At 44.3% G+C, this 19,135-nt stretch carries 17 protein-coding genes; 8 read left to right on the top strand and 9 right to left on the bottom strand.

Annotation, left to right across the window (positions count from 1 at the left end; genetic code table 11):
- Positions 1 to 5: 5 nt before the first annotated feature.
- Both CTT31_RS02370 and CTT31_RS02365 read left to right on the top strand, forming a co-directional pair.
- Positions 6 to 698, top strand: coding sequence for a GntR family transcriptional regulator (locus CTT31_RS02370; protein ID WP_260491896.1), 693 nt, complete (start codon positions 6 to 8; stop codon positions 696 to 698).
- A 284-nt stretch (positions 699 to 982) separates the two neighbouring features.
- Positions 983 to 1,471 carry a hypothetical protein gene (locus CTT31_RS02365; RefSeq protein ID WP_260491895.1) on the top strand — a complete coding sequence of 163 codons (489 nt, stop codon included), beginning with the start codon at positions 983 to 985 and terminating at the stop codon, positions 1,469 to 1,471.
- A gap of 387 nt (positions 1,472 to 1,858) precedes the next feature.
- Here CTT31_RS02365 and phnW read toward each other — a convergent pair whose 3' ends face one another.
- The 3 genes from phnW to CTT31_RS02350 form a co-directional block, all read right to left on the bottom strand.
- Positions 1,859 to 2,965 carry a 2-aminoethylphosphonate--pyruvate transaminase gene (gene phnW / locus CTT31_RS02360; protein WP_260491893.1) on the bottom strand — a complete coding sequence of 369 codons (1,107 nt, stop codon included), beginning with the start codon at positions 2,963 to 2,965 and terminating at the stop codon, positions 1,859 to 1,861.
- 192 nt (positions 2,966 to 3,157) lie between these two features.
- On the bottom strand, positions 3,158 to 4,174 hold the full coding sequence (gene galE, locus CTT31_RS02355; RefSeq protein WP_260491892.1) for a UDP-glucose 4-epimerase GalE: 1,017 nt from the start codon (positions 4,172 to 4,174) through the stop codon (positions 3,158 to 3,160).
- A 60-nt stretch (positions 4,175 to 4,234) separates the two neighbouring features.
- The gene (locus CTT31_RS02350) at positions 4,235 to 5,119 is read right to left on the bottom strand and encodes a TolB-like translocation protein (RefSeq protein WP_260491891.1); all 885 of its coding nucleotides are present in this window, start codon (positions 5,117 to 5,119) and stop codon (positions 4,235 to 4,237) included.
- A 135-nt stretch (positions 5,120 to 5,254) separates the two neighbouring features.
- Between CTT31_RS02350 and CTT31_RS02345 the strand changes: the two genes are divergently transcribed.
- The 3 genes from CTT31_RS02345 (at position 5,255) to yjjG (ending at position 7,462) form a co-directional block, all read left to right on the top strand.
- The gene (locus CTT31_RS02345) at positions 5,255 to 6,154 is read left to right on the top strand and encodes a phosphoribulokinase (RefSeq protein WP_010368692.1); all 900 of its coding nucleotides are present in this window, start codon (positions 5,255 to 5,257) and stop codon (positions 6,152 to 6,154) included.
- Positions 6,155 to 6,251: 97 nt separating this feature from the next.
- Positions 6,252 to 6,785 carry an inosine/xanthosine triphosphatase gene (gene yjjX / locus CTT31_RS02340; RefSeq protein ID WP_010605825.1) on the top strand — a complete coding sequence of 178 codons (534 nt, stop codon included), beginning with the start codon at positions 6,252 to 6,254 and terminating at the stop codon, positions 6,783 to 6,785.
- Positions 6,785 to 7,462, top strand: a complete 678-nt coding sequence (gene yjjG / locus CTT31_RS02335) for a pyrimidine 5'-nucleotidase (RefSeq protein ID WP_260491890.1) — start codon at positions 6,785 to 6,787, stop codon at positions 7,460 to 7,462. The genes yjjX and yjjG overlap by 1 nt, the downstream gene beginning before the upstream one ends.
- Before the next feature lie 335 nt (positions 7,463 to 7,797).
- Here the strand turns inward: yjjG and rlmB are convergent, their stop codons facing one another.
- The 5 genes from rlmB to CTT31_RS02310 form a co-directional block, all read right to left on the bottom strand.
- Complete coding sequence (gene rlmB / locus CTT31_RS02330) at positions 7,798 to 8,538, bottom strand: 23S rRNA (guanosine(2251)-2'-O)-methyltransferase RlmB (protein WP_010368698.1); 741 nt, start codon at positions 8,536 to 8,538, stop codon at positions 7,798 to 7,800.
- 22 nt (positions 8,539 to 8,560) lie between these two features.
- Positions 8,561 to 11,050, bottom strand: a complete 2,490-nt coding sequence (gene rnr, locus CTT31_RS02325) for a ribonuclease R (protein ID WP_260491889.1) — start codon at positions 11,048 to 11,050, stop codon at positions 8,561 to 8,563.
- A 79-nt stretch (positions 11,051 to 11,129) separates the two neighbouring features.
- Positions 11,130 to 13,316 carry an ATP-binding protein gene (locus tag CTT31_RS02320; RefSeq protein ID WP_260491888.1) on the bottom strand — a complete coding sequence of 729 codons (2,187 nt, stop codon included), beginning with the start codon at positions 13,314 to 13,316 and terminating at the stop codon, positions 11,130 to 11,132.
- A gap of 106 nt (positions 13,317 to 13,422) precedes the next feature.
- Positions 13,423 to 14,025 (bottom strand): response regulator transcription factor, encoded by a 603-nt coding sequence (locus tag CTT31_RS02315; RefSeq protein ID WP_010605828.1) that lies wholly within the window; start codon positions 14,023 to 14,025, stop codon positions 13,423 to 13,425.
- The gene (locus tag CTT31_RS02310) at positions 14,022 to 15,002 is read right to left on the bottom strand and encodes a sensor histidine kinase (protein WP_260491887.1); all 981 of its coding nucleotides are present in this window, start codon (positions 15,000 to 15,002) and stop codon (positions 14,022 to 14,024) included. The genes CTT31_RS02315 and CTT31_RS02310 overlap by 4 nt, the downstream gene beginning before the upstream one ends.
- A 246-nt stretch (positions 15,003 to 15,248) precedes the next feature.
- Between CTT31_RS02310 and CTT31_RS02305 the strand changes: the two genes are divergently transcribed.
- The 3 genes from CTT31_RS02305 (at position 15,249) to CTT31_RS02295 (ending at position 18,139) form a co-directional block, all read left to right on the top strand.
- A complete protein-coding gene (locus tag CTT31_RS02305) occupies positions 15,249 to 16,112 on the top strand; it encodes a DMT family transporter (RefSeq protein WP_045987952.1) in 864 nt (287 codons plus the stop codon).
- On the top strand, positions 16,109 to 16,831 hold the full coding sequence (locus CTT31_RS02300) for a glycerophosphodiester phosphodiesterase (RefSeq protein WP_260491886.1): 723 nt from the start codon (positions 16,109 to 16,111) through the stop codon (positions 16,829 to 16,831). Before CTT31_RS02305 ends, CTT31_RS02300 begins: the two co-directional genes overlap by 4 nt.
- A 93-nt stretch (positions 16,832 to 16,924) precedes the next feature.
- Positions 16,925 to 18,139, top strand: coding sequence for a methyl-accepting chemotaxis protein (locus tag CTT31_RS02295; RefSeq protein ID WP_260491885.1), 1,215 nt, complete (start codon positions 16,925 to 16,927; stop codon positions 18,137 to 18,139).
- Here the strand turns inward: CTT31_RS02295 and epmA are convergent.
- A complete protein-coding gene (gene epmA / locus CTT31_RS02290) occupies positions 18,136 to 19,110 on the bottom strand; it encodes an elongation factor P--(R)-beta-lysine ligase (protein ID WP_260491884.1) in 975 nt (324 codons plus the stop codon). The genes CTT31_RS02295 and epmA overlap by 4 nt on opposite strands.
- Positions 19,111 to 19,135 lie beyond the last annotated feature (25 nt).

Here is a 19,135-nt window from a genome sequence, read left to right as displayed (position 1 = left end):
CAATTATGCTGCTTTATCAACGTATTCGAAACCATATCCAAACGCTGCTAGCCGCTGGCAGCATGACGCCCGGTGCCAAATTGCCTTCAGAGCGTGCGCTGCAAGAAACATTTAGCTCAACACGGATCACCGTCCGTGAAGCCCTAGCACGACTAGAAGCCGAAGGGCTTATCTTTAGCCAAAAGCGTCGCGGCTGGTTTGTCACCCCGGAAAAGCTCAAATGGCATCCAGCTAAAAAAGTGAACTTTAACCACCTTGCCATTGAACAAGGCTTTACACCAACAACTCAAGTAGTGGCAATTAATGCCCCTTCCACAGAGCCTGAGTTTAGCCACTCTCATTTTAACGGCCAGCCTGTATATGAACTAACTCGAGTACGCGCGTTAGATGGTCGCGCAATAATGATGGAACAGATCTATTGTGCAGCCGAACGTTTTGCCGACTTGCACAACCAACCGCTGGATGGCTCTATCACGGAAGTGATGTCGACTCACTACCAAGTTGACGTCAGCTTTGAACAGTGTGTAATAAGCGTCACCGTACTACCCGATGATGTTGCCGACAAATTAGAAAAGAACAGCGGCGCACCTTGCTTAAAGGTACTGCGCGCCCGCTATGACGCCGAGCAAGCATTAGTGGATTACAATATTGAATATTGGCTCCATGACGCCATAGAAATGATTGTTGAAGGCGTGTAACCCTTATACCCGTAGGTCGTGCTTTAGCACGACAACCTGTCCTATTACTGCGGTTGTCCTATTTTAGAAATAGCGCTAAGTTTAAATTTGGTACTCCCACATTTGACAACTGCAAGGAACATCAAGATGGCTAATTTTAATGAGCGACTTAAAGGCCTAGATCTAAGTCGAATAACACAGTTACACTTTCGCCACAATGATGTTTAAATGTGGGGGTTTGATTGATAAAGTCAGTTGCGAATAACCCTCAATAGAAGACAAAATTGGAAATACGGAATTAGCTAATGAAAAAAGTGCATGAATGGATCATGGCTCCTCACATGATAGAAACGTCCTATGCATACCTCTTATCGTCCAAATTGATGTGGCAACACAATATAACTGTTTCAATTGTTCACGCAGCACTATCGTTAGAAATATTGTTTAAAAGCTTTCATGCTGAAGTATCCGGTAATGAAGGGCAAATAAACGAAAAATATAAATTAAAAACTGATGGCACCCTAAAAGGTAAAGACAAACATGATTTATTGAGCCTCTATGATTCACTACCAACAGATATCAAGCGCTTGTTTGAAAGTGACTTTACTAGAGATATGCTTACAAAATACCGCAAAGTTTTTGTGGATAGTAGATATGTTTATGAGAGGGATGCTATTTCTGGGGGGTCAGATGCACTGGCATCAATTGCTGATATGTTGATCAGGAAAACTGTTGAAATATATAGACAGCGTGGGTGCGATGATATATGGATAACTCAATACCCTAATGTTTAATTTATATTGGAATACGTACCATTGCTTACGCAGTATTTACTACGTACACCAGAGACTTTCCAGCTTCTGTTAGCACAGCGATGATTTGTGATTTGGTAAAACGTGATTTTTCTTAGTTTGCCTCCAGCTTTAATGAGTGCAGAATCACTTTATGGGGAGGTGACAGTCCAGATTAGGCCATCGTTAACACAATTGAAGATTTGCTACTCATTTATTTAGTTAAAGGGGTATAACCCCCCTTAACCCATCGCCGCGTAAAGCGGCCCCTACTCTGATGGTTTACCAGTATTTTGCTTTCGCGATTGAAGATTCGCTACTCATTTATTTAGCTAAGGGGTGTAACCCCCTTAACCCATCGCCGCGTAAAGCGTCTTCTACTCTGACGGTTTACCAGTATTTTGCTTGTGCGATAGCTTTAAGTAGTCCGCTAATGTCTGCGGCATACACTTCGCCAATATTACCAATTCGAAAGCAATCTGCGTTTGATACTTTGCCGGGGTAAATCACATATCCTTTTTGCTTCAATGCTTCATAAAAGCGCTTAAACTCATAGCTTTCGTCACTTGGTGAATAAAAAGAAGTGATAATAGGTGAATGCATGACTTCTGGTAGCAAGGCTTCAAAACCAAGGGCTTTCATGCCGCTAACGAGCTGTTTTTGATTTTCGCTGTAACGCTTAAATCGCGCAGAAGCGCCCCCCTCTTGCGCCAATTCTTCCAGTGCTTTGGCAAAAGCCCTGACAACATGCGTTGGCGAGGTAAAACGCCATTTACCATGGTGGTTTTCCATGGTTTTCCACTGGGCGTGAAGATCCAGCGAGAGTGAACGTGCTTGTCCTTCAGAGGCAACCAGCAGCGCCGTTTTCGCGATCACAAAGCCAAAACCTGGAACACCTTGAATACACTTATTTGCTGAGCTAATGAGGATATCAATTTGCCACTCGTGCATATCCATCTCAATGCCGCCAAAACTGCTCATGGCATCAAGGATCATTACTTTATTGTGATGTTTCGCAAGCTCAGCTACGCGCTTAACCGGATTCAGCATCCCCGTTGTGGTTTCGCAGTGTACCATTGCTACGTGGGTGATCTCAGGGTGTTGCTCAAGCGCTTGTGAGATCTGCTCCAGTTGCGGCAGTTCGGTTTCAACAAAGTTGAGCGCTATTACATTAATATTTAGATAATTGGCTATCTCAATAATACGCGCACCATAAGCACCATTATTGATAACCAGTAAAGTGCCAGACTTAGGAATAAAAGTCCCAATAGCCGCCTCTACACTTGCTGTACCACTGCCCTGCATTAAGGTTGCACTGTAGTCACTGCGATACTGCGGATCTGCAACCGCTATTTCACAAAGTTGCTTGCGAATAACTTGCACTACACCTTGGTTATATTCATCATCCCAAGTGCACCAGTCTTTCAACATGGCTTCTTTCACGGTGTGGGAGGTGCTAAGTGGGCCTGGCGTCAGGAGTAAATAATCGTTGTTCATAACTTGCCTCTAAACTGGTCTATACCAGATCATTTAACCGAGTTTAGGTGACAACGGCATGACAGTTTTATGAAACTAAGATTGATGTGGTAATGATGTTCAATGAAACCTCGCCTTTACCCTAAATGGCAAAGGCGAAGAGAAGTAACAGATGTTCAGGTTATTTAACCTGAACTCAGGATAAGAAGTTAGTTAATATTTATAGCCGTTTGGATTATTGCTTTGCCAGCGCCATGTATCTTGCATCATGGCATCCAGACCACGCTCTGCATGCCAGCCTAATTCAGATTTGGCTTTTTCAGGCGCAGCGTAACAAGCGGCAATGTCGCCATCGCGACGCGGTTTAATGTCATACGGTATAGCTTTGCCCGCTGCCTTCTCAAACGCGGTAACCATCTCAAGTACCGAGTAGCCATTGCCAGTACCTAAGTTATAGATATGTGTGCCTGCTGCTACTGCGATTTTCTCAAGTGCTTTTAAATGGCCAATAGCAAGGTCAACCACGTGAATGTAATCTCTCACGCCCGTACCATCTTTAGTGTCATAGTCGTCGCCAAAGACGCCTAGACTCGCCAGTTTACCAACAGCAACCTGTGAGATGTAAGGCAGTAAGTTATTGGGAATACCATTTGGGTCTTCACCAATTAGCCCCGACTCGTGTGCACCAACCGGATTAAAGTAACGCAAAATAGCAAAGGCCCAACGCGGGTCTGATTTAGCAACATCCTGCAGCACCATTTCAACCATCAGCTTTGACGTACCATAAGGATTGGTTGTGCCACCAACAGGGAAATCTTCACGAATAGGAAGACTGGCAGGATCTCCATATACCGTAGCTGACGAGCTAAAAACTAGCTTAAAGACATTAGCATCACGCATTGCATCAAGGAGCGTCAACGTACCTTGGACGTTGTTTTGATAATACTCGATTGGCTTTTGAACCGACTCTCCTACGGCTTTTAAACCGGCAAAGTGGATCACTTCTTCAATATCATATTGCGCAAATACACTATCAAGAAATGCCTTATCAAGAATATCACCTTGATGGAATGTCGCTTCCTTTCCTACTATCTCAGCGACTCTATGTAATGAAGTCTGCTGAGAATTGCTTAGATTATCTACGACCACTACCTTTTTGCCTTGCTGTAGCAGCTCTAATACAGTGTGAGAGCCGATATAGCCTGCACCACCTGTTACGAGAATCGTCATATCTATTCCTATGGTTGTTGTCTATGCACTGCGTTTAACATGCAATTTAATATATCGCTATCAGTCTTCGCTGTGGCATACAAATGCCAGCTTGTTATCAAAAAAGCTCAAACGAGAGATTGAAGTCTGACAGTAACTTCTTAAGTTTCTTAATAAGTGAACTTTTTTAGGCGCATTTAAATCTCGGTAATAAATTTTATTATCTAGTGCATACGCCACTTTATTATCATCCAACCAGGTATAATCTTGCACTTGACTGGGAAGAGCAAAAAATCGCTGAATATGATCGCTCTCTCTGTTGTAGGTTGCGAACCACATCAAGCCATTGACTTGATAAGTAAAAGCAAACACGTCACGCGCACGGTTGTAAGACAAAGTTCGGCCAATATCTTCGGCAAGAATTTGTGGTAAATGACCGTTAATATCTGTGTACTGTAAGGTATGCGGAGCACTTTCAGTCGCACCTAAAATAAACATAATCAGATCTTGATTGCTCCCCCAAGCATGATACCCCACAGGCTCAATATGCTCAAAAACACGGCTTGGTTTTGTCGCCTGATCAAACGGATAAAACCACAATTTTTGCTTACCGGATCCCTCAACCACAATCGTCGTTAACCCTTCCCCATTCGGATGCAGTGTGGGTGAATATTCGGAGACAGGGGATTGCGTGAGGTTGGTTGTGTTTTGGCTTTGAAAGTCGTAAAAAAACAGATCCGTTTGGCTATTGCCATCAGCGCTTACTTCCGCGGTATAGTAAACCCCAGAGTCAGTCACTAGCGGTTGATTAAAATACGCGGTGTTTTCGGTAATTGGTTTAGCACTGAAATGTTCACCTAATTCAGCTAGCCAAATTTGGCTTTTGGGCATGGCTGAATAAGCCGGTAAACAGGACGCGAAAGCGAATAGACAAACTGCGAGCTTCACACGCATTGAAATGGACATGGACGTTCCTTTGATTTTTCATTGTAGTTATATCACCCCGCTATGATACCCAACACTTGCCCTCAAGCAAAGCTTGCCAAAAACTTTGCTTCGCGTAACATCGAATTAACGGATGATGAAAGCTAAGGCAGATTTATGTCAGACAAACACCCTATTATCGCCATTACTGGTAGTTCAGGCGCAGGCACTACAACAACGACAAGCGCGATAAAACACATATTCCGCAGTCTTAATACCAAAGCCGCCTATGTCGAAGGCGATAGCTTTCATCGCTACACTCGCCCTGAAATGGATAAATTGCGTCGCGAAGCGCTGCAAGAAGGTAAGCACATTAGCTACTTTGGTGAAGAAGCCAATGACTTCGGCGCATTAGAAAGCCTGTTCAAAAGCTATGGCGAAACCGGCAATGGCAAAGTCCGTCGCTACCTTCACACGTTTGACGATGCCGTGCCATTCAATCAGCTACCGGGCACTTTTACTCCTTATCAAGAACTGGAACAAAACACCGATATGCTGTTTTATGAGGGGCTGCACGGCGGTGTCGTGACCCCCGAATATGATGTGGCCAGCAACGTTGATTTATTGATTGGCATGGTGCCTATCATCAACCTTGAATGGATCCAAAAGCTCATTCGCGATACCAATGAGCGCGGCCACTCCAAAGAAGCGGTCATGACGTCAATTGTGCGCTCAATGGATGACTACATTAATCACATTACTCCCCAGTTTTCTCGCACGCATATTAACTTTCAACGTGTGCCCACCGTGGATACTTCTAACCCATTTAGTGCTAAAGACATACCATCATTAGACGAAAGCTTTGTAGTTATCCGCTTTCGTGGCATCGAAGATGTTAATTTCCCTTACTACTTACAAATGATCGAAGGCAGCTTTATGTCTCGTGTAAACACGTTAGTTGTACCGGGCGGGAAAATGGGGCTGGCAATGGAGTTAGTACTGACTCCACTTATCAAAGAATTATTAGTAAAGAAACGCGCCCTTGAGAATATGGCGCCAGTCGATTTACCGATTTAACACGCCTTATGTTTTGATTAGGAATAATAGCTTCCTTGCATCGCTCCATATCACACTTTACACTGACGCCTTTTAAAGCATCACGAGTAGTTGTTATATGGACGTGCTTACCATTTTAGTGGGGTCTAAAAACCCAGTAAAAATCAATGCTGCAAAAACCATCTTTGCGCAGTACTTTCCCAATGCAAAAATTGACTGTCAGGGTATCTCAGCGCCGAGTCTCGTTGCGGATCAGCCTTTAGGTGAACAAGCCACCCGCGAAGGCGCAGAGAATCGTGTTACTTACTTACAGCAACATCATCAAGCCGATTTTTATTGTGCCATGGAAGGAGGCGCTGCCAAATTTGAATACGGTGCAGCTACTTTCGCTTATGTCGTCATTGCGGATAACCGTCGTACGAGTGTCGGCCGTAGTTGTAATTTGCCGCTACCGGCATCGGTCTACGCGCGTCTTGAACAAGGTGAAGAGCTAGGGCATGTAATGGATGACCTGTTCAATACCACTAATATCAAGCAACAAGGCGGTGCTATCGGTTTACTAACCAACCACCTTGCCACCAGAGAAAGTAGCTACACGCAAGCCTTATTGCTCGCAATGGCGCCCTTTAATCACCCAGAGATGTATTTATAATGCCGAACTATACACATATTTTATTTGATGCGGATGAAACCTTATTTAGCTTTAATGCCAAACTTGGATTACAAACGCTGTTTACTCAATATGACGTTGTGTTCACTGACGAGGACTACGAGGAATATAACAGCTTAAATGCGCCACTTTGGGTGCAGTATCAAAATGGTGAGATTGACGCAAAAACACTTCAGGTAACGCGCTTTAGTCGCTGGGCTGAAAAACTCGATATCGCGCCTGAAACACTCAATGCGGGATTCTTGGCAGCGATGGCTGAAATTTGCCAACCGTTACCGGGAGCTAAAGCCTTGCTCGACAGCCTGAAAGGTCAATGTACTTTGGCTATTATTACCAACGGATTTGCCGCGCTTCAGCAAAAAAGATTGGAACATACAGGCCTTGTGGATCGTTTTTCTGAAGTGGTGATCTCTGAGTTGGTAGGTAAAGCCAAGCCAGACCCGAGTATTTTTGCGCATACGTTAGCGCTGTTGGGGAATCCCGACAAATCCAAAGTATTAATGGTTGGCGACACACCAGCGAGTGACATTTTAGGCGCAAACCGCTTTGGGATTGACAGCTGTTGGTTAAAGCATGATGGCAAAGTCTGCCCCGACCATATCAAGCCAACCTATACCGTAGAGTCTCTTAAAGAGTTGCAAGCGATTTTAATGGGGTAATACCCTGTACAATTGTGTGGGAGTAAACTGACCTTGCGGGTTATAAAAGCTCGCCGAATAAATCGGCTCCTACCAAAGATAGACCTGAGTGGAAGCAAGTTTACCTTGCGAGCTCTTTACGTTGATAAAGCTGCGCCGAGTAAATCGGCTCCTACCAAAAGTAGAGCTGAGTAGGAGCAAGTTTACCTTGCGAGCTCTTTACGTTGATAAAGCTGCGCCGAGTAAATCGGCTCCTACCAAAAGTAGAGCTGAGTAGGAGCAAGTTTACCTTGCGAGCTCTTTACGTTGATAAAGCTGCTGAAGATGCGCCGCAAAAGCCGGCGCTTATCAAGTGATTAAAGTGCTGAGCGCTGTCTTAACACTTCAAATAAACAAACACCAGTCGCAACCGATACATTTAAGCTAGACACGCTACCTACCATCGGGATCTTAACCAGTTCATCGCAATGCTCCCGAGTTAAACGGCGCATGCCATCGCCTTCGGCGCCCATCACAATGGCCATAGGCCCAGTCAGGTTTGCATCAAAAACAGCTGTATCGGTTTCACCTGCCGTACCCACAACCCACACACCGGCTTCTTTAATATCACGCAACGTGCGAGCAAGATTGGTTACTTGGATAAGCGGAACCGTTTCTGCAGCACCACACGCTACTTTTCTTGCAGTGCCGTTTAGCTTTGCAGACTTATCTTTTGGTACAATAACACCATGTACACCTGCTGCATCAGCACTACGTAGACATGCACCTAAGTTATGAGGATCCGTTACCCCATCAAGTACCAAGAAAAATGGTGTGGTTTCTCTTTGAATGATCTCATCAAGATCTTTTTCATTGTATGCGCGCGCCGCTTTAACATTGGCAATAATGCCCTGATGTTGCTCACCATTCGCTTTGTTATCAAGCGCTTTGCGCTGCATAAACTGCACTGAAATACCAAACTTACGGGCATCGTTTACGACTTGATTTAAACGCTGATCTTCACGTCCCTTTAGTGCATAAATTTCTAAAAAGCGCTCCGGCGCGTTATTCAAAATGGCTTCGATTGAATGAAAGCCAAAAATTAATTCGTTACTCACGTTAAAGCTCCCGCTTTATAATCTATTGCGCTTTTTTGCTACGATTTCTTTCGTTTTTACCTGGGCGTTTTGCTTTGCCCTTTGCCGCTTTGGCTTTTTTACTCGTCGATTTTTTCTTCGACTTCAGCGTGCCTGCCTTTTTCGCCTGTTTGAGCTCACCCTTAGGGGTCGTTCTTTTGCGCTTTTTGGCTTTGTCATCGCCTTTATTATCTTTATCGCGACCAGACGTTTCACCGTCACGGCGCTTAGCTCCCGGGATTTTACCCGTTTTTAGCTGCTCACGAACACTACTTGCAGTGCTTTTTGGAGATTTTCGACGCCTTGCATACCTGTCTTGCTGACCTTCTTCAGCTAAAGCTAAGTTGATGCGACGATCGTCCAAGCTAACTGAAGCAACCACAACGGTAAGTTTATCGCCAAGTCTAAACACCGTACGACTATGCTCGCCAATCAAACATTGCTTTGCACCATCAAAATGGAAGTACTCATGCCCTAAATTGCTAACATGGATCATCCCGTCAATCTGTAGGTCGTCCAACCTCACAAATAATCCAAAGTTGGTGACCGATGAGATCACACCGGTAAATTCATCGCCAACATGATCTTGCATAAATTCACATTTTAACCAATCAGCGACTTCACGAGTGGCGTCATCAGCGCGGCGCTCTGTCATCGAGCACTGCTCACCCAGTTGTTTCACTTCATCTTCATTGTAGATGTAAGCGCCACTTACTGGCTGTTGTTGCTGCTGTAAAATGCCTTTGATTGCGCGGTGTACCACCAGATCCGGATAACGGCGAATAGGTGAGGTAAAGTGTGCATAGGCTTTTAATGCCAAACCAAAGTGGCCAATATTTTCTGGCTGATATACCGCTTGCTTCATTGAGCGCAGTAACATAGTTTGGATCAATTCTTTTTCAGGGCGATCTCCCAATGACTCAAGCGCTTGGGTCAACTCCTCTGGCGACGGATCGTTAGGTAATTGGCTTTCAATACCCAAGTCTTGCAAGAATTGCCTAAATTGGCTCAATCTTTCAGGGTCTGGCTCATCATGAACACGGTACAAGCTATGGGCTTCGTGTTTTTCCAACAGCTTTGCTGCTGACACATTAGCCAAGATCATGCACTCTTCAATCAGCTTGTGGGCGTCGTTACGAACCACAGGCACGATAGAGTCAATCTTCCGATGAGCATTAAACACAAAGCGCGTTTCTAGGGTTTCAAACTCAATCGCGCCACGCTCCTGCCTTGCAGCCTTCAGCGCCATATACATGTTATGGAGCTCAGTTAGATGAGGCACAAGAGGCTGATAATCCGCTCTGAGCTTTTCGTCACCTTGTAAAATCGCATGGACTTTGGTGTAAGTAAGACGAGCATGAGAGTTCATCACGGCTTCGTAAAAACGGTAGCCAGACAAACGACCCGCTTCGGACACGGTCATTTCCGCAACCATACACAAGCGGTCTACCTTTGGATTTAATGAACATAAGCCGTTGGAGAGTACCTTAGGTAGCATTGGCACAACTTGCTCAGGAAAATACACTGAGTTACCACGCTCAATCGCTTCTTTGTCAAGCGCAGTGCCTTTACCTACATAATGAGATACATCCGCAATAGCAACCCATAAACGCCAACCTCCTGACTTTTTACGCTCGCAATATACGGCGTCATCAAAGTCACGTGCGTCTTCACCGTCAATGGTCAGTAACGGTAAATCGCGCAGGTCAACTCGGCCTTGTTTGGCTGACTCTTCAACAAACTCACCAAGATTTGCAACTTGTGCTTCTACTTCACTTGGCCACTCATGAGGAATGTCATGATTACGAAGTGCCACCTCAATTTCCATACCCGGTGCCATATGATCGCCGAGCACCTCAAGTACTTTACCCATTGCATTCATTTGTTTGCTAGGGCTTTGAGTGATCTCTACCTGCACCATTTGATTATGGCGAGCACCATTTTCTTGGCCAGGTACGATGATGATATCTTGAGTAATGCGCGGGTCTTCTGGCACCACGACTGCCATGCCAAACTCAACAAAATAACGACCGACGACTGGTGCACGCTCTTTTTCAAGTACCCGCACAATGCGCGCTTCCACCTTACCACCTGAGCCTCGGCTGCCAGCCTTCGCTAACACCCAATCGCCATGCAGCACGCGCTCCATTTGATACTTAGTGATAAACCAATCTTTGGGTTCGCCTTCGACTTCTAAAAAGCCAAAGCCGTCACGGTGTCCAACAACGCGGCCTTTAACTAGACCATCATCACTTGGAATGGTGTAACACTTAAATTTATTGAAGTGCAGTTGACCGTCTCGCTCCATTGCGCGCAAGCGGCGTTTAAGCGCAATTTGACGTTCTTCGTCTTGCACTTTTAAATCGTTACACAATTGAGAGAAAGAAGGTGGTTTGGCCGCGCTTTTAATGTGTTCTAAGATAAATTCGCGACTAGGTACTGGATTGTCGTATTTTTGCTGTTCTCTATCGAGATAGGGATCCTGTTTTGGCATTACTGTCTTGTTAAATAAGCTATGCTGTTATTTTAACCCAAAATAGCCTAATGACCTAGGCCAAGATCGATGAATCTTTTTATGCAGATAGATTAACCACTGAATTTGATACCGACTCCAGTGTTGCAATTTGGGCATGAAGTTCTAATAAACGCTCAACTGAGCGTCTAGCAACCATAGCAAGACCGTCCCAATCAACTTGCTCTTCCGAGTAACTTAGCTGCGCAGTTGCTGCTTGAACAAGCTCGGCAAAATTCACCATGCCAAGCTCCAGTGCTTCGTTTTCAATGTAGGCAAGTTTATCAACGGCTAAGTCAGTTACATTCAACTCAGTAAGCCCTTTAATTTGCGCAATTTCGTACTCAAATCGATCGGCTAAATACATCAATTTCGTCGCCAGCACACCTGAACTTTCACGGTTTGCGAGATCCATAAATCTTGATTGATCAATCAGAGTCTTACATTCCAAGCGAGACGTTGTTTTTACAGTCGCACATTCCAGTGCCGCATATAAACGGCTTGGCATGATAGGCTTAGTTAAACAGTCCTGCATGCCAGCTCGGAGGCATCGCCTTTTCAATTCAGGATCGCCATCACCCGTTAACGCGATAACCTTAACGCTGGAGGTGAAGCCAATTTCGTTGAAGCCTTCTTTAAACCACTCAAGACCATTACCATCAGGCAGTCGCATGTCTAACAGAATAATATCGAAATTGTGTTCTAATAACGCGACTTCAGCTTCTGCAAGGCACTTAGCAATAGAAAACTCACTCACCATATCGTTTAAATAGGTGCTGATCACATCAATATTCATGAGGTTATCTTCAACAACAAGCACATTGAGTGCTAGCTTCTCTGTATTAAATTCCGTGCTCTGTAACGGTGAATCACTACACTGGCAATCTAACTCAAAGCTAAACACAGTGCCATTGCCAAGCTTGCTGTCGACGTTAAGCTCAGAGTCTAGCCCTTGCAGCAGTTGCTTGCATAACGCCAATCCAAACCCCGCACTTTGCGAGATGGATTGCTCGGTATTTAATGTGACAAAGGGCTCGAAGATCTTTTCCATTTGTACTTCAGTCAGTCCTTTGCCCGTATCTTTAATTGCAAAACGGATAGTTTGCTTATCCTCAGCGCGACTTGTGCCTTCAAGGATCAACGTAATAATGCCTTTATCTGTGTACTTAATCGCGTTCGAGAGCAGATTTCTAAGTACCAGGGACAATGTATCTTGCTCGACAACATGAACGTCCTGTGGATACAGGCCTTTAACCTCGACCCTCAAGCTCAACCCTTTAGCCAATGCCAGCGGCTGTAAGAGGCGAACTAACTCTTGCGAAAGACTATAAAGCGAGACAGGCACGCGATTTTGCGCCGCATATTCCCCTTTCGCTTGCAATAATACTTGATTGGCTAAGTCTGACATCGACATCGCGGCGTGGACGATAACATCGCATAATTGAGCATGGCGATTGGGCTCACGCGGCACTTTTTTAAGTGATTCTGCATGACCAACAATGGCGTTTAGTGGTGTTCTCAGTTCATGACTTAATAACGTTAAAAACTGTCCTTTTACTTGCGCTGAGTGCTCAGCAGCAGTTTTTAACAGGCAGAGTTCTTTTTCACGACGGCTGCTACATAACAGGCATAAAGAAAAACACAACAGCAGCGGCATCGTGCTCACAGAGACAGCAAAAAACTGATTAACCCAATTTGCCGAGACAAGGCTATCTGTCACCGAGTAGCCACCAAGCATGACCAACCTAAAAGTAAACACGGCTAGTAAGCTCAAGCACGACAGGCCAAACGCCCAATGTGCTGCACTAAACTCCTTCGATAATAACTTTTGTCCTTTATTCAAAGCCCGTAGGCAATAAATCATCGCCATCGCCCAGACTAAGTAGTTGATCCCGACGCGAGCGATAAAATTAAAATCCACGTACAAAAAGTAAGTAAAACTGGGAATACCCAATGCGGCTAATACATACCAAGGCATATAGTTACTTTTCACACTAAAAAACGCATCAACACCACGAGCCAGATAAAAAAGCCCAAATGCGATAGTGAGATTGGGAATAAAAATTGAGAACGTAATAGGAAGTGTATAGGCAGCTAACAAGCCACATCCAATTGCGGTAAGCGCAATGAAAATAAGCCAATCTCGAGTGCCTGGTAGGCCTTTATTAATAAACCAGTTTACGGCCATAAAAACTGTACAGACCACAGTCGTTATTGCGGTAACTTGAATAAGTAATTTAGGATCCATTATTGCACTCAAAATTAATACATTATTATTACTTAGCGAATAGTGCAGTATATTACCGCACAGCATTATTTTGAAGTATTAACTGGATATATGCTATTACACCGAGTTACAGCCATCCTTTTTGCTTAGCAATTCTTGCTGCATCTACCCGGTTTGTCGCATGTAATTTTGCGATAGCGTCGGATAAATAATTTCTCACTGTTCCCTCACTCAAAAATAGCTGTCCTGCGATTTCAGCGGTTTTTAATCCTTCACTAGCTAAACGTAACGCTTTGCGTTCCTTATCGGTAAGTGGATCAGCATCTTCCAAAGCGTACAACGCAAGCTCTGGGTCAATAACCTTATACCCGTTCATGACCTTTTTCAGCGTTGATAGCAAGTACTCACTTGGGGCTTCTTTTAATACAAAACCATTTACCCCTAAAGTGATCGCGCGACGAATATAACCCGCCTTAGAAAAGGTCGTCATGATAACCACTTTTGTGTCTGGCATTTTTTGTTGTAAGTGCTGAGCAAGCTCAAGTCCAGTGACTTGTGGCATTTCAATATCCGTTAGCACGATATCAGGCGTTAACTTTGCTAACTTTTCCTTTGCAACTTGACCATTTTCAGCCTCGCCAACCACTTCTATCTCTCTATCTAAGCTCAATAATGCCGCGATAGCCCCTCTTACTAATGCTTGATCTTCAACAATAAAAACTTTGATCATCCTACTTCCCCTAATACTGCCTTAAAGTATCCGCCCTGTTCGGTGTGATAAAATAATTGGCCACCACATTCTTTCAATCGGGTACGGATCCCCATTAAACCATTTCCTTCTTTTATGGACTTTATAGAACCATTATCTTTAATTTCTACAAAGACATTATTGTCAGTTTGCCGCAGTATGAAACAAACCTTATCTGCATCGCTGTGGCGAATAATGTTGGTGCATATTTCTTTAGCAAAAAAGCACAAACAGGCTTCGCTTACTTTATCTAAAGTGACCGCCTGCAATTCTAGCGTTACGGCAATGCCCTTATCTTTTAGCCTTGAAGCCAAAATGTGCAGCTGAGCATCAAGCGCTAGCTGATGATAGCCGGTGACGGCTTGGCGCACTTCGCTTAGTGCTTCTCTCGCTAAGTCTGCAACCTGCTGCGCTTCTGATTGCGCTTGCTCTAATGCATTTGCAGCAGCAAATTTACTCGCCAACTCCGCTTTTAATGCTATCGAGCTGAGTGAATGGCCGAGTAAATCATGTAGGTCGCGCGCAATACGCTCTCGTTCAGCCACGGCGCCTAATCGCTTAATCTCCTCTTCACTTTGCCTCTGCAACTCTTTGTGTACTCGCTCTCGGTGTGACATCCAACCAAAAATAAAGAGTCCACATGCCACACACAGTGCAGGCATCAAGAAATAAACCGTTTGCTGGGTCGCGATAAATTTAGCCGTTAGCAATACCAACGCTATGATGACCAGCATCGCAATGATTTTATAGCGAGGCAGAAAATTAAAACCGCAGAAAAAAGCAATAAAGCCAAATAACGAACTCGTCCCGGTCGTCACCCAACTACCTGCGACACAAAGCCCTGCCATCAGCACTAAATTCATCACCAACGCATTGCCCGTTTTTGCAATACTCTGCCAATAGAGCACGACAAAACTAAGGTACACAACAACTTGCAACGCAATATTAACTGCACTCAATTGCGCCCAGTTAAATATCAATGGGAAAAAATAAAAGGTTGAAAATATAAGGGGCCCGGCATTCCAAAATGAGCGCCGCTTCTCAACTAGGGTAAATTCTGTGGTAATGGACACAAGCTTCTCTGATTCACTCTTTTTATTATTATTTACGTTTAAGCGCAGAATGTTGAGTGACAAGTGTCAACAATCTTGTCATCTCAAAGCGATTAAATGATAGACTGCTAAAAAACAGTTCTAATATTCAATATGCGCCCACAACAGTCCGCTTTACTCTCGCTTCATAGTGCCGTTTTATTATTTGGTGGAACAGCATTATTTTCAAAATTAATTTCACTCTCAGCACTGGATATCACCGTTTACCGTACCGCCGTTGCTTTCGTTGTGCTATTGCTGTTACTCAAAATACAACGGCAGCCGATAAAATTAATACACAAAAAAGATTATCTAACAGCTTTAGTTCTTGGTGTCATCGTGGGACTTCATTGGGTGACTTACTTTGCAGGCATGCAAATGGCAGGAATTGCAGTTGGGATCATTGCCTTTTTCACTTACCCCGTGATCACCGTTTTTTTAGAGCCTCTTTTCACTCGCAGCCGTGTACAGCTAAAAGATTTTATCAGTGCGAGCGCGGTGTTATTTGGTATCTATCTGTTAGTACCAGAAGCGAATCTTGGCAACCAAGTTACCTTGGGGATTATTACGGGCGTATTCTCGGGCGCACTCTTTGCGCTACGCAACTTGCTCCAAAAGCGCTTCTTTTCTCACTATAGCGGCCCACACACAATGCTTTATCAAACGCTTGTTGCATGTCTCATGCTGTTAGCATTTGTGGAGGTGCCAATTCAGCAAGTATCCACAGAAAATCTCTGGTTAATCTTGCTTGCAGGAGCAATATTTACGGCAATTCCACACGCCTTATTTGCCTCTAGCCTACGTTATTTATCTGCCACCACTGCAGGGTTAATTTCTTGTTTACAACCATTGTATGGAACGCTATTAGCTTATATTCTGTTACACGAGACGTTGACACTTACAACATTACTTGGCGGGTTGTTGGTAGTTAGTGCAGCCTGTTTTGAAACTTGGTCTATTACAAGGAAAAAAGCATGATTCAAGTCTTAGCGCACCGTGGAGCCAGTGGCAGCTATCCAGAAAATACACTTGCTGCAATAGAAGCGGCTCTCCATATTGGCGTTGATGGTATTGAGTTGGATGTGCAAAGTTGCGCGGATGATTACGCCATTATCCACGACACTTGGCTAGACAGAACCACCAACGGCGTGGGTAGAGTTAATGAACAAACTCAAGCCTACCTTGCCACGCTTGATGCCGGTAAAGGGCAATCAATTCCCACCTTGCAGCAAGTGTTCGCCACGATAGGCAAACAGACAGATATCAATTTAGAACTAAAGCATACCTTTGGCCTAGATAAATTCGTTACCTATATTGAAGAACATATCCAGCAAGGCGTGATCACCAGAGAACAGCTACTCATCTCCTCTTTTGACCATCATCAACTATTGTGGCTGAAGCAGAAATTACCTTGGGTAAGAATTGGCGCGTTAACCGCTTCTATTCCAATTCGTTATGCGCAATTTGCCGAATCGCTCCATGCCTACAGCATTCATATGGACAAAAACTTTATTAATCATGAATATGTGTTGGACGCAAAATCTCGCGGATTAAAGGTATTTGCTTATACGGTCGATAAACAACAAGATATAGATATCATGCTAGATTTCGGGGTGGATGGTATTTTCACCAACTTTCCATGCCAAACCAAAATGTATTTACAAGGCATTGGCGCCTACGCCACCCCAATTGAGTAACTGCTTGATCGCTTTAGCATTGTTATTCCATTTAGCTCATCTATACTGAGACAAATAAAGTGGCACAATGATGAGCCCAATATGAGTTTATATATGCGCATTTATAATTTTGTAGAACAGACGTTTTTCTATACCCTTTCTCGTAAAATTGTTGGCAATTTAGGCTTTTTATTCCTATTTCAGGTTATTAGCTTGGTTTGGCTATATTCTGAACTTGCTCACTCCGGTGCGAGTATGGGACTGTTCTGGCTTATCACTATTGTGATCTTTGCTGCATATGCATTTACCGTCTTCTATATGCGCTTTTTAATAGTACGACCTGTACAAGCGATGAAAGAGTCATTGGAGCGTGTTAATCGCCAAGACGGTAACCTAGATGCTAAGCTGCCACAATTCACTTATGACGAATTTAGAGATTTAAGCGAGCAGTACAACACCTTTACCACCCACCTTAGTGTCCTTTTGGAAAAAACATACGAAAGTGCCGCTGCGGCGACACAAAGCAACCGCGATATCACCAATTCCATGCAAAGTACCGCAAAGTATGGACAGCAGCAGCTGAGCCAAGGTGACACAATTATTGCAGCTTCCGATCAGGTCAGCCACAGTTTACAAAGTATTGTGCACAATACCGATCAGGTTTATCAGGCCAATACCGAAAGCTTGCATTTTGTTCGCGGTTCATCACAGTCGTTAACTAAGCTTGTCGCTGAAGTAAAACAAATCACCACGCTACTAGGTAACTTTTCATCGACGGTTTCAGGCCTGAAAGAAAATAGTGAGAATATTCGCAACATTCTAAAAATGGTTGAAGAGTTTTCCGACCAAACCAACTTGCTTGCGCTCAATGCGGCAATTGAAGCAGCTCGAGCAGGTGAAGCCGGGCGTGGCTTTGCAGTGGTTGCCGATGAAGTTCGTGCGCTGTCGGTCAAGGTCAATGCTGCCACCCGCCAGATCAGCGATTTTATCAATCAAATGAACGTGCTGGTCGGTGAAACCAATCAAGAATCAGAACAATTGATTTCTCATTCAAGCTCAGCAGAGAAAGCCATCAGTGATACCTCTCAAGGCTTTATTTCGATGAGTGATGACTTTGAACGCAATCAAGCCCAATTAGAAGAAATCGTTAGTGCGGTACACCAACTTGAAGAAACGCAAAAACATACCCATCAAGCAGTGCAACAAATTGTTGAACTGGGTCAGCAATCTAAATCACAAATTGATGGCGCGTTAGCCGAATGCCAAAGTGCTCAAAAGCTCACAGAAACCACTCAAAAAGAACTTACTCGCTTTGTTTCGCGGCGCTAAGCCCGCGAAACATCAAATGTGAGCACTTCGCTGATGCTAGCTTTGTTTAGCGCCAGCATGACTAGCCTATCTATTCCTAGTGCAACACCAGCACAATCGGGGATCCCCGCGTCAAGTGCAGCCAATAACCGCTCATCGGCCGGCACTGGGTGTAATCCCATCTCAGCTCTGAGCTGGTTATCTTGCTCAAAACGCGCTCTTTGCTCTGCTGCATCCGTCAATTCGTTAAATCCGTTGGCCAGCTCCATATTGCGATAATAGAGCTCAAAACGCCCTGCAACGCGATTGTCTTTCGGGTTAAGTTTTGCCAGCGCCGCTTGGGATGCCGGAAAGTGATAAACAAAACAAGGTTGCTGCTGACCAATTTTAGGCTCTATTTCCATGCAAAATAGCAATTGTAGTAAAGTATCTGGATTATTCTCGATAGCTGCAATATCACCATAACCGTATTTATTGGCGTGCGCTTTCAATTCCGTCAGCGACACGCTTAAAGGGTCAAATCCAAGATGGGCCTCAAAGGCTTGCTGGTAAGACATCGAATCACTAGCTGGACAGTCCAATAACATCTGCATCAACTCATCGATTTCCGCCATTAAGTCAAATTCGTCAAAGCCCGGACGATACCACTCTAACATCGTAAATTCTGGATTGTGATGACGCCCTGACTCTTCGTTACGAAAAGCCTTACATAATTGAAAAATCGCACCACTGCCTGCGGCAAGTAGTCTTTTCATCGCATACTCGGGTGACGTTTGTAAAAATAAAGGCAAACCTTGGCTGTGATTTGGGCCAACAAATCGAGTATGGAAAGTATCTAAGTGAGGGTCGGTCACTGAGGCTTGAGAAAGGCTCGGCGTGTCGACTTCCATCACATCACGAGCAGCAAAAAAGTGCCGTATCTTCGCTAAAATTGCAGCCCTTTGCCTAAGCGTGTCTATCGTTGCACTTGGCTGCCAATTGTTCACCGTCATTGTTTACTCCAAAAAAATCCCAGCA

Source organism: Pseudoalteromonas maricaloris, assembly GCF_024746855.1.
GTDB classification, from domain to species: domain Bacteria; phylum Pseudomonadota; class Gammaproteobacteria; order Enterobacterales; family Alteromonadaceae; genus Pseudoalteromonas; species Pseudoalteromonas maricaloris.
The sequence above is the reverse complement of the archived record's forward strand: the minus strand, read 5'-3'. Positions and strand labels throughout refer to the sequence as shown.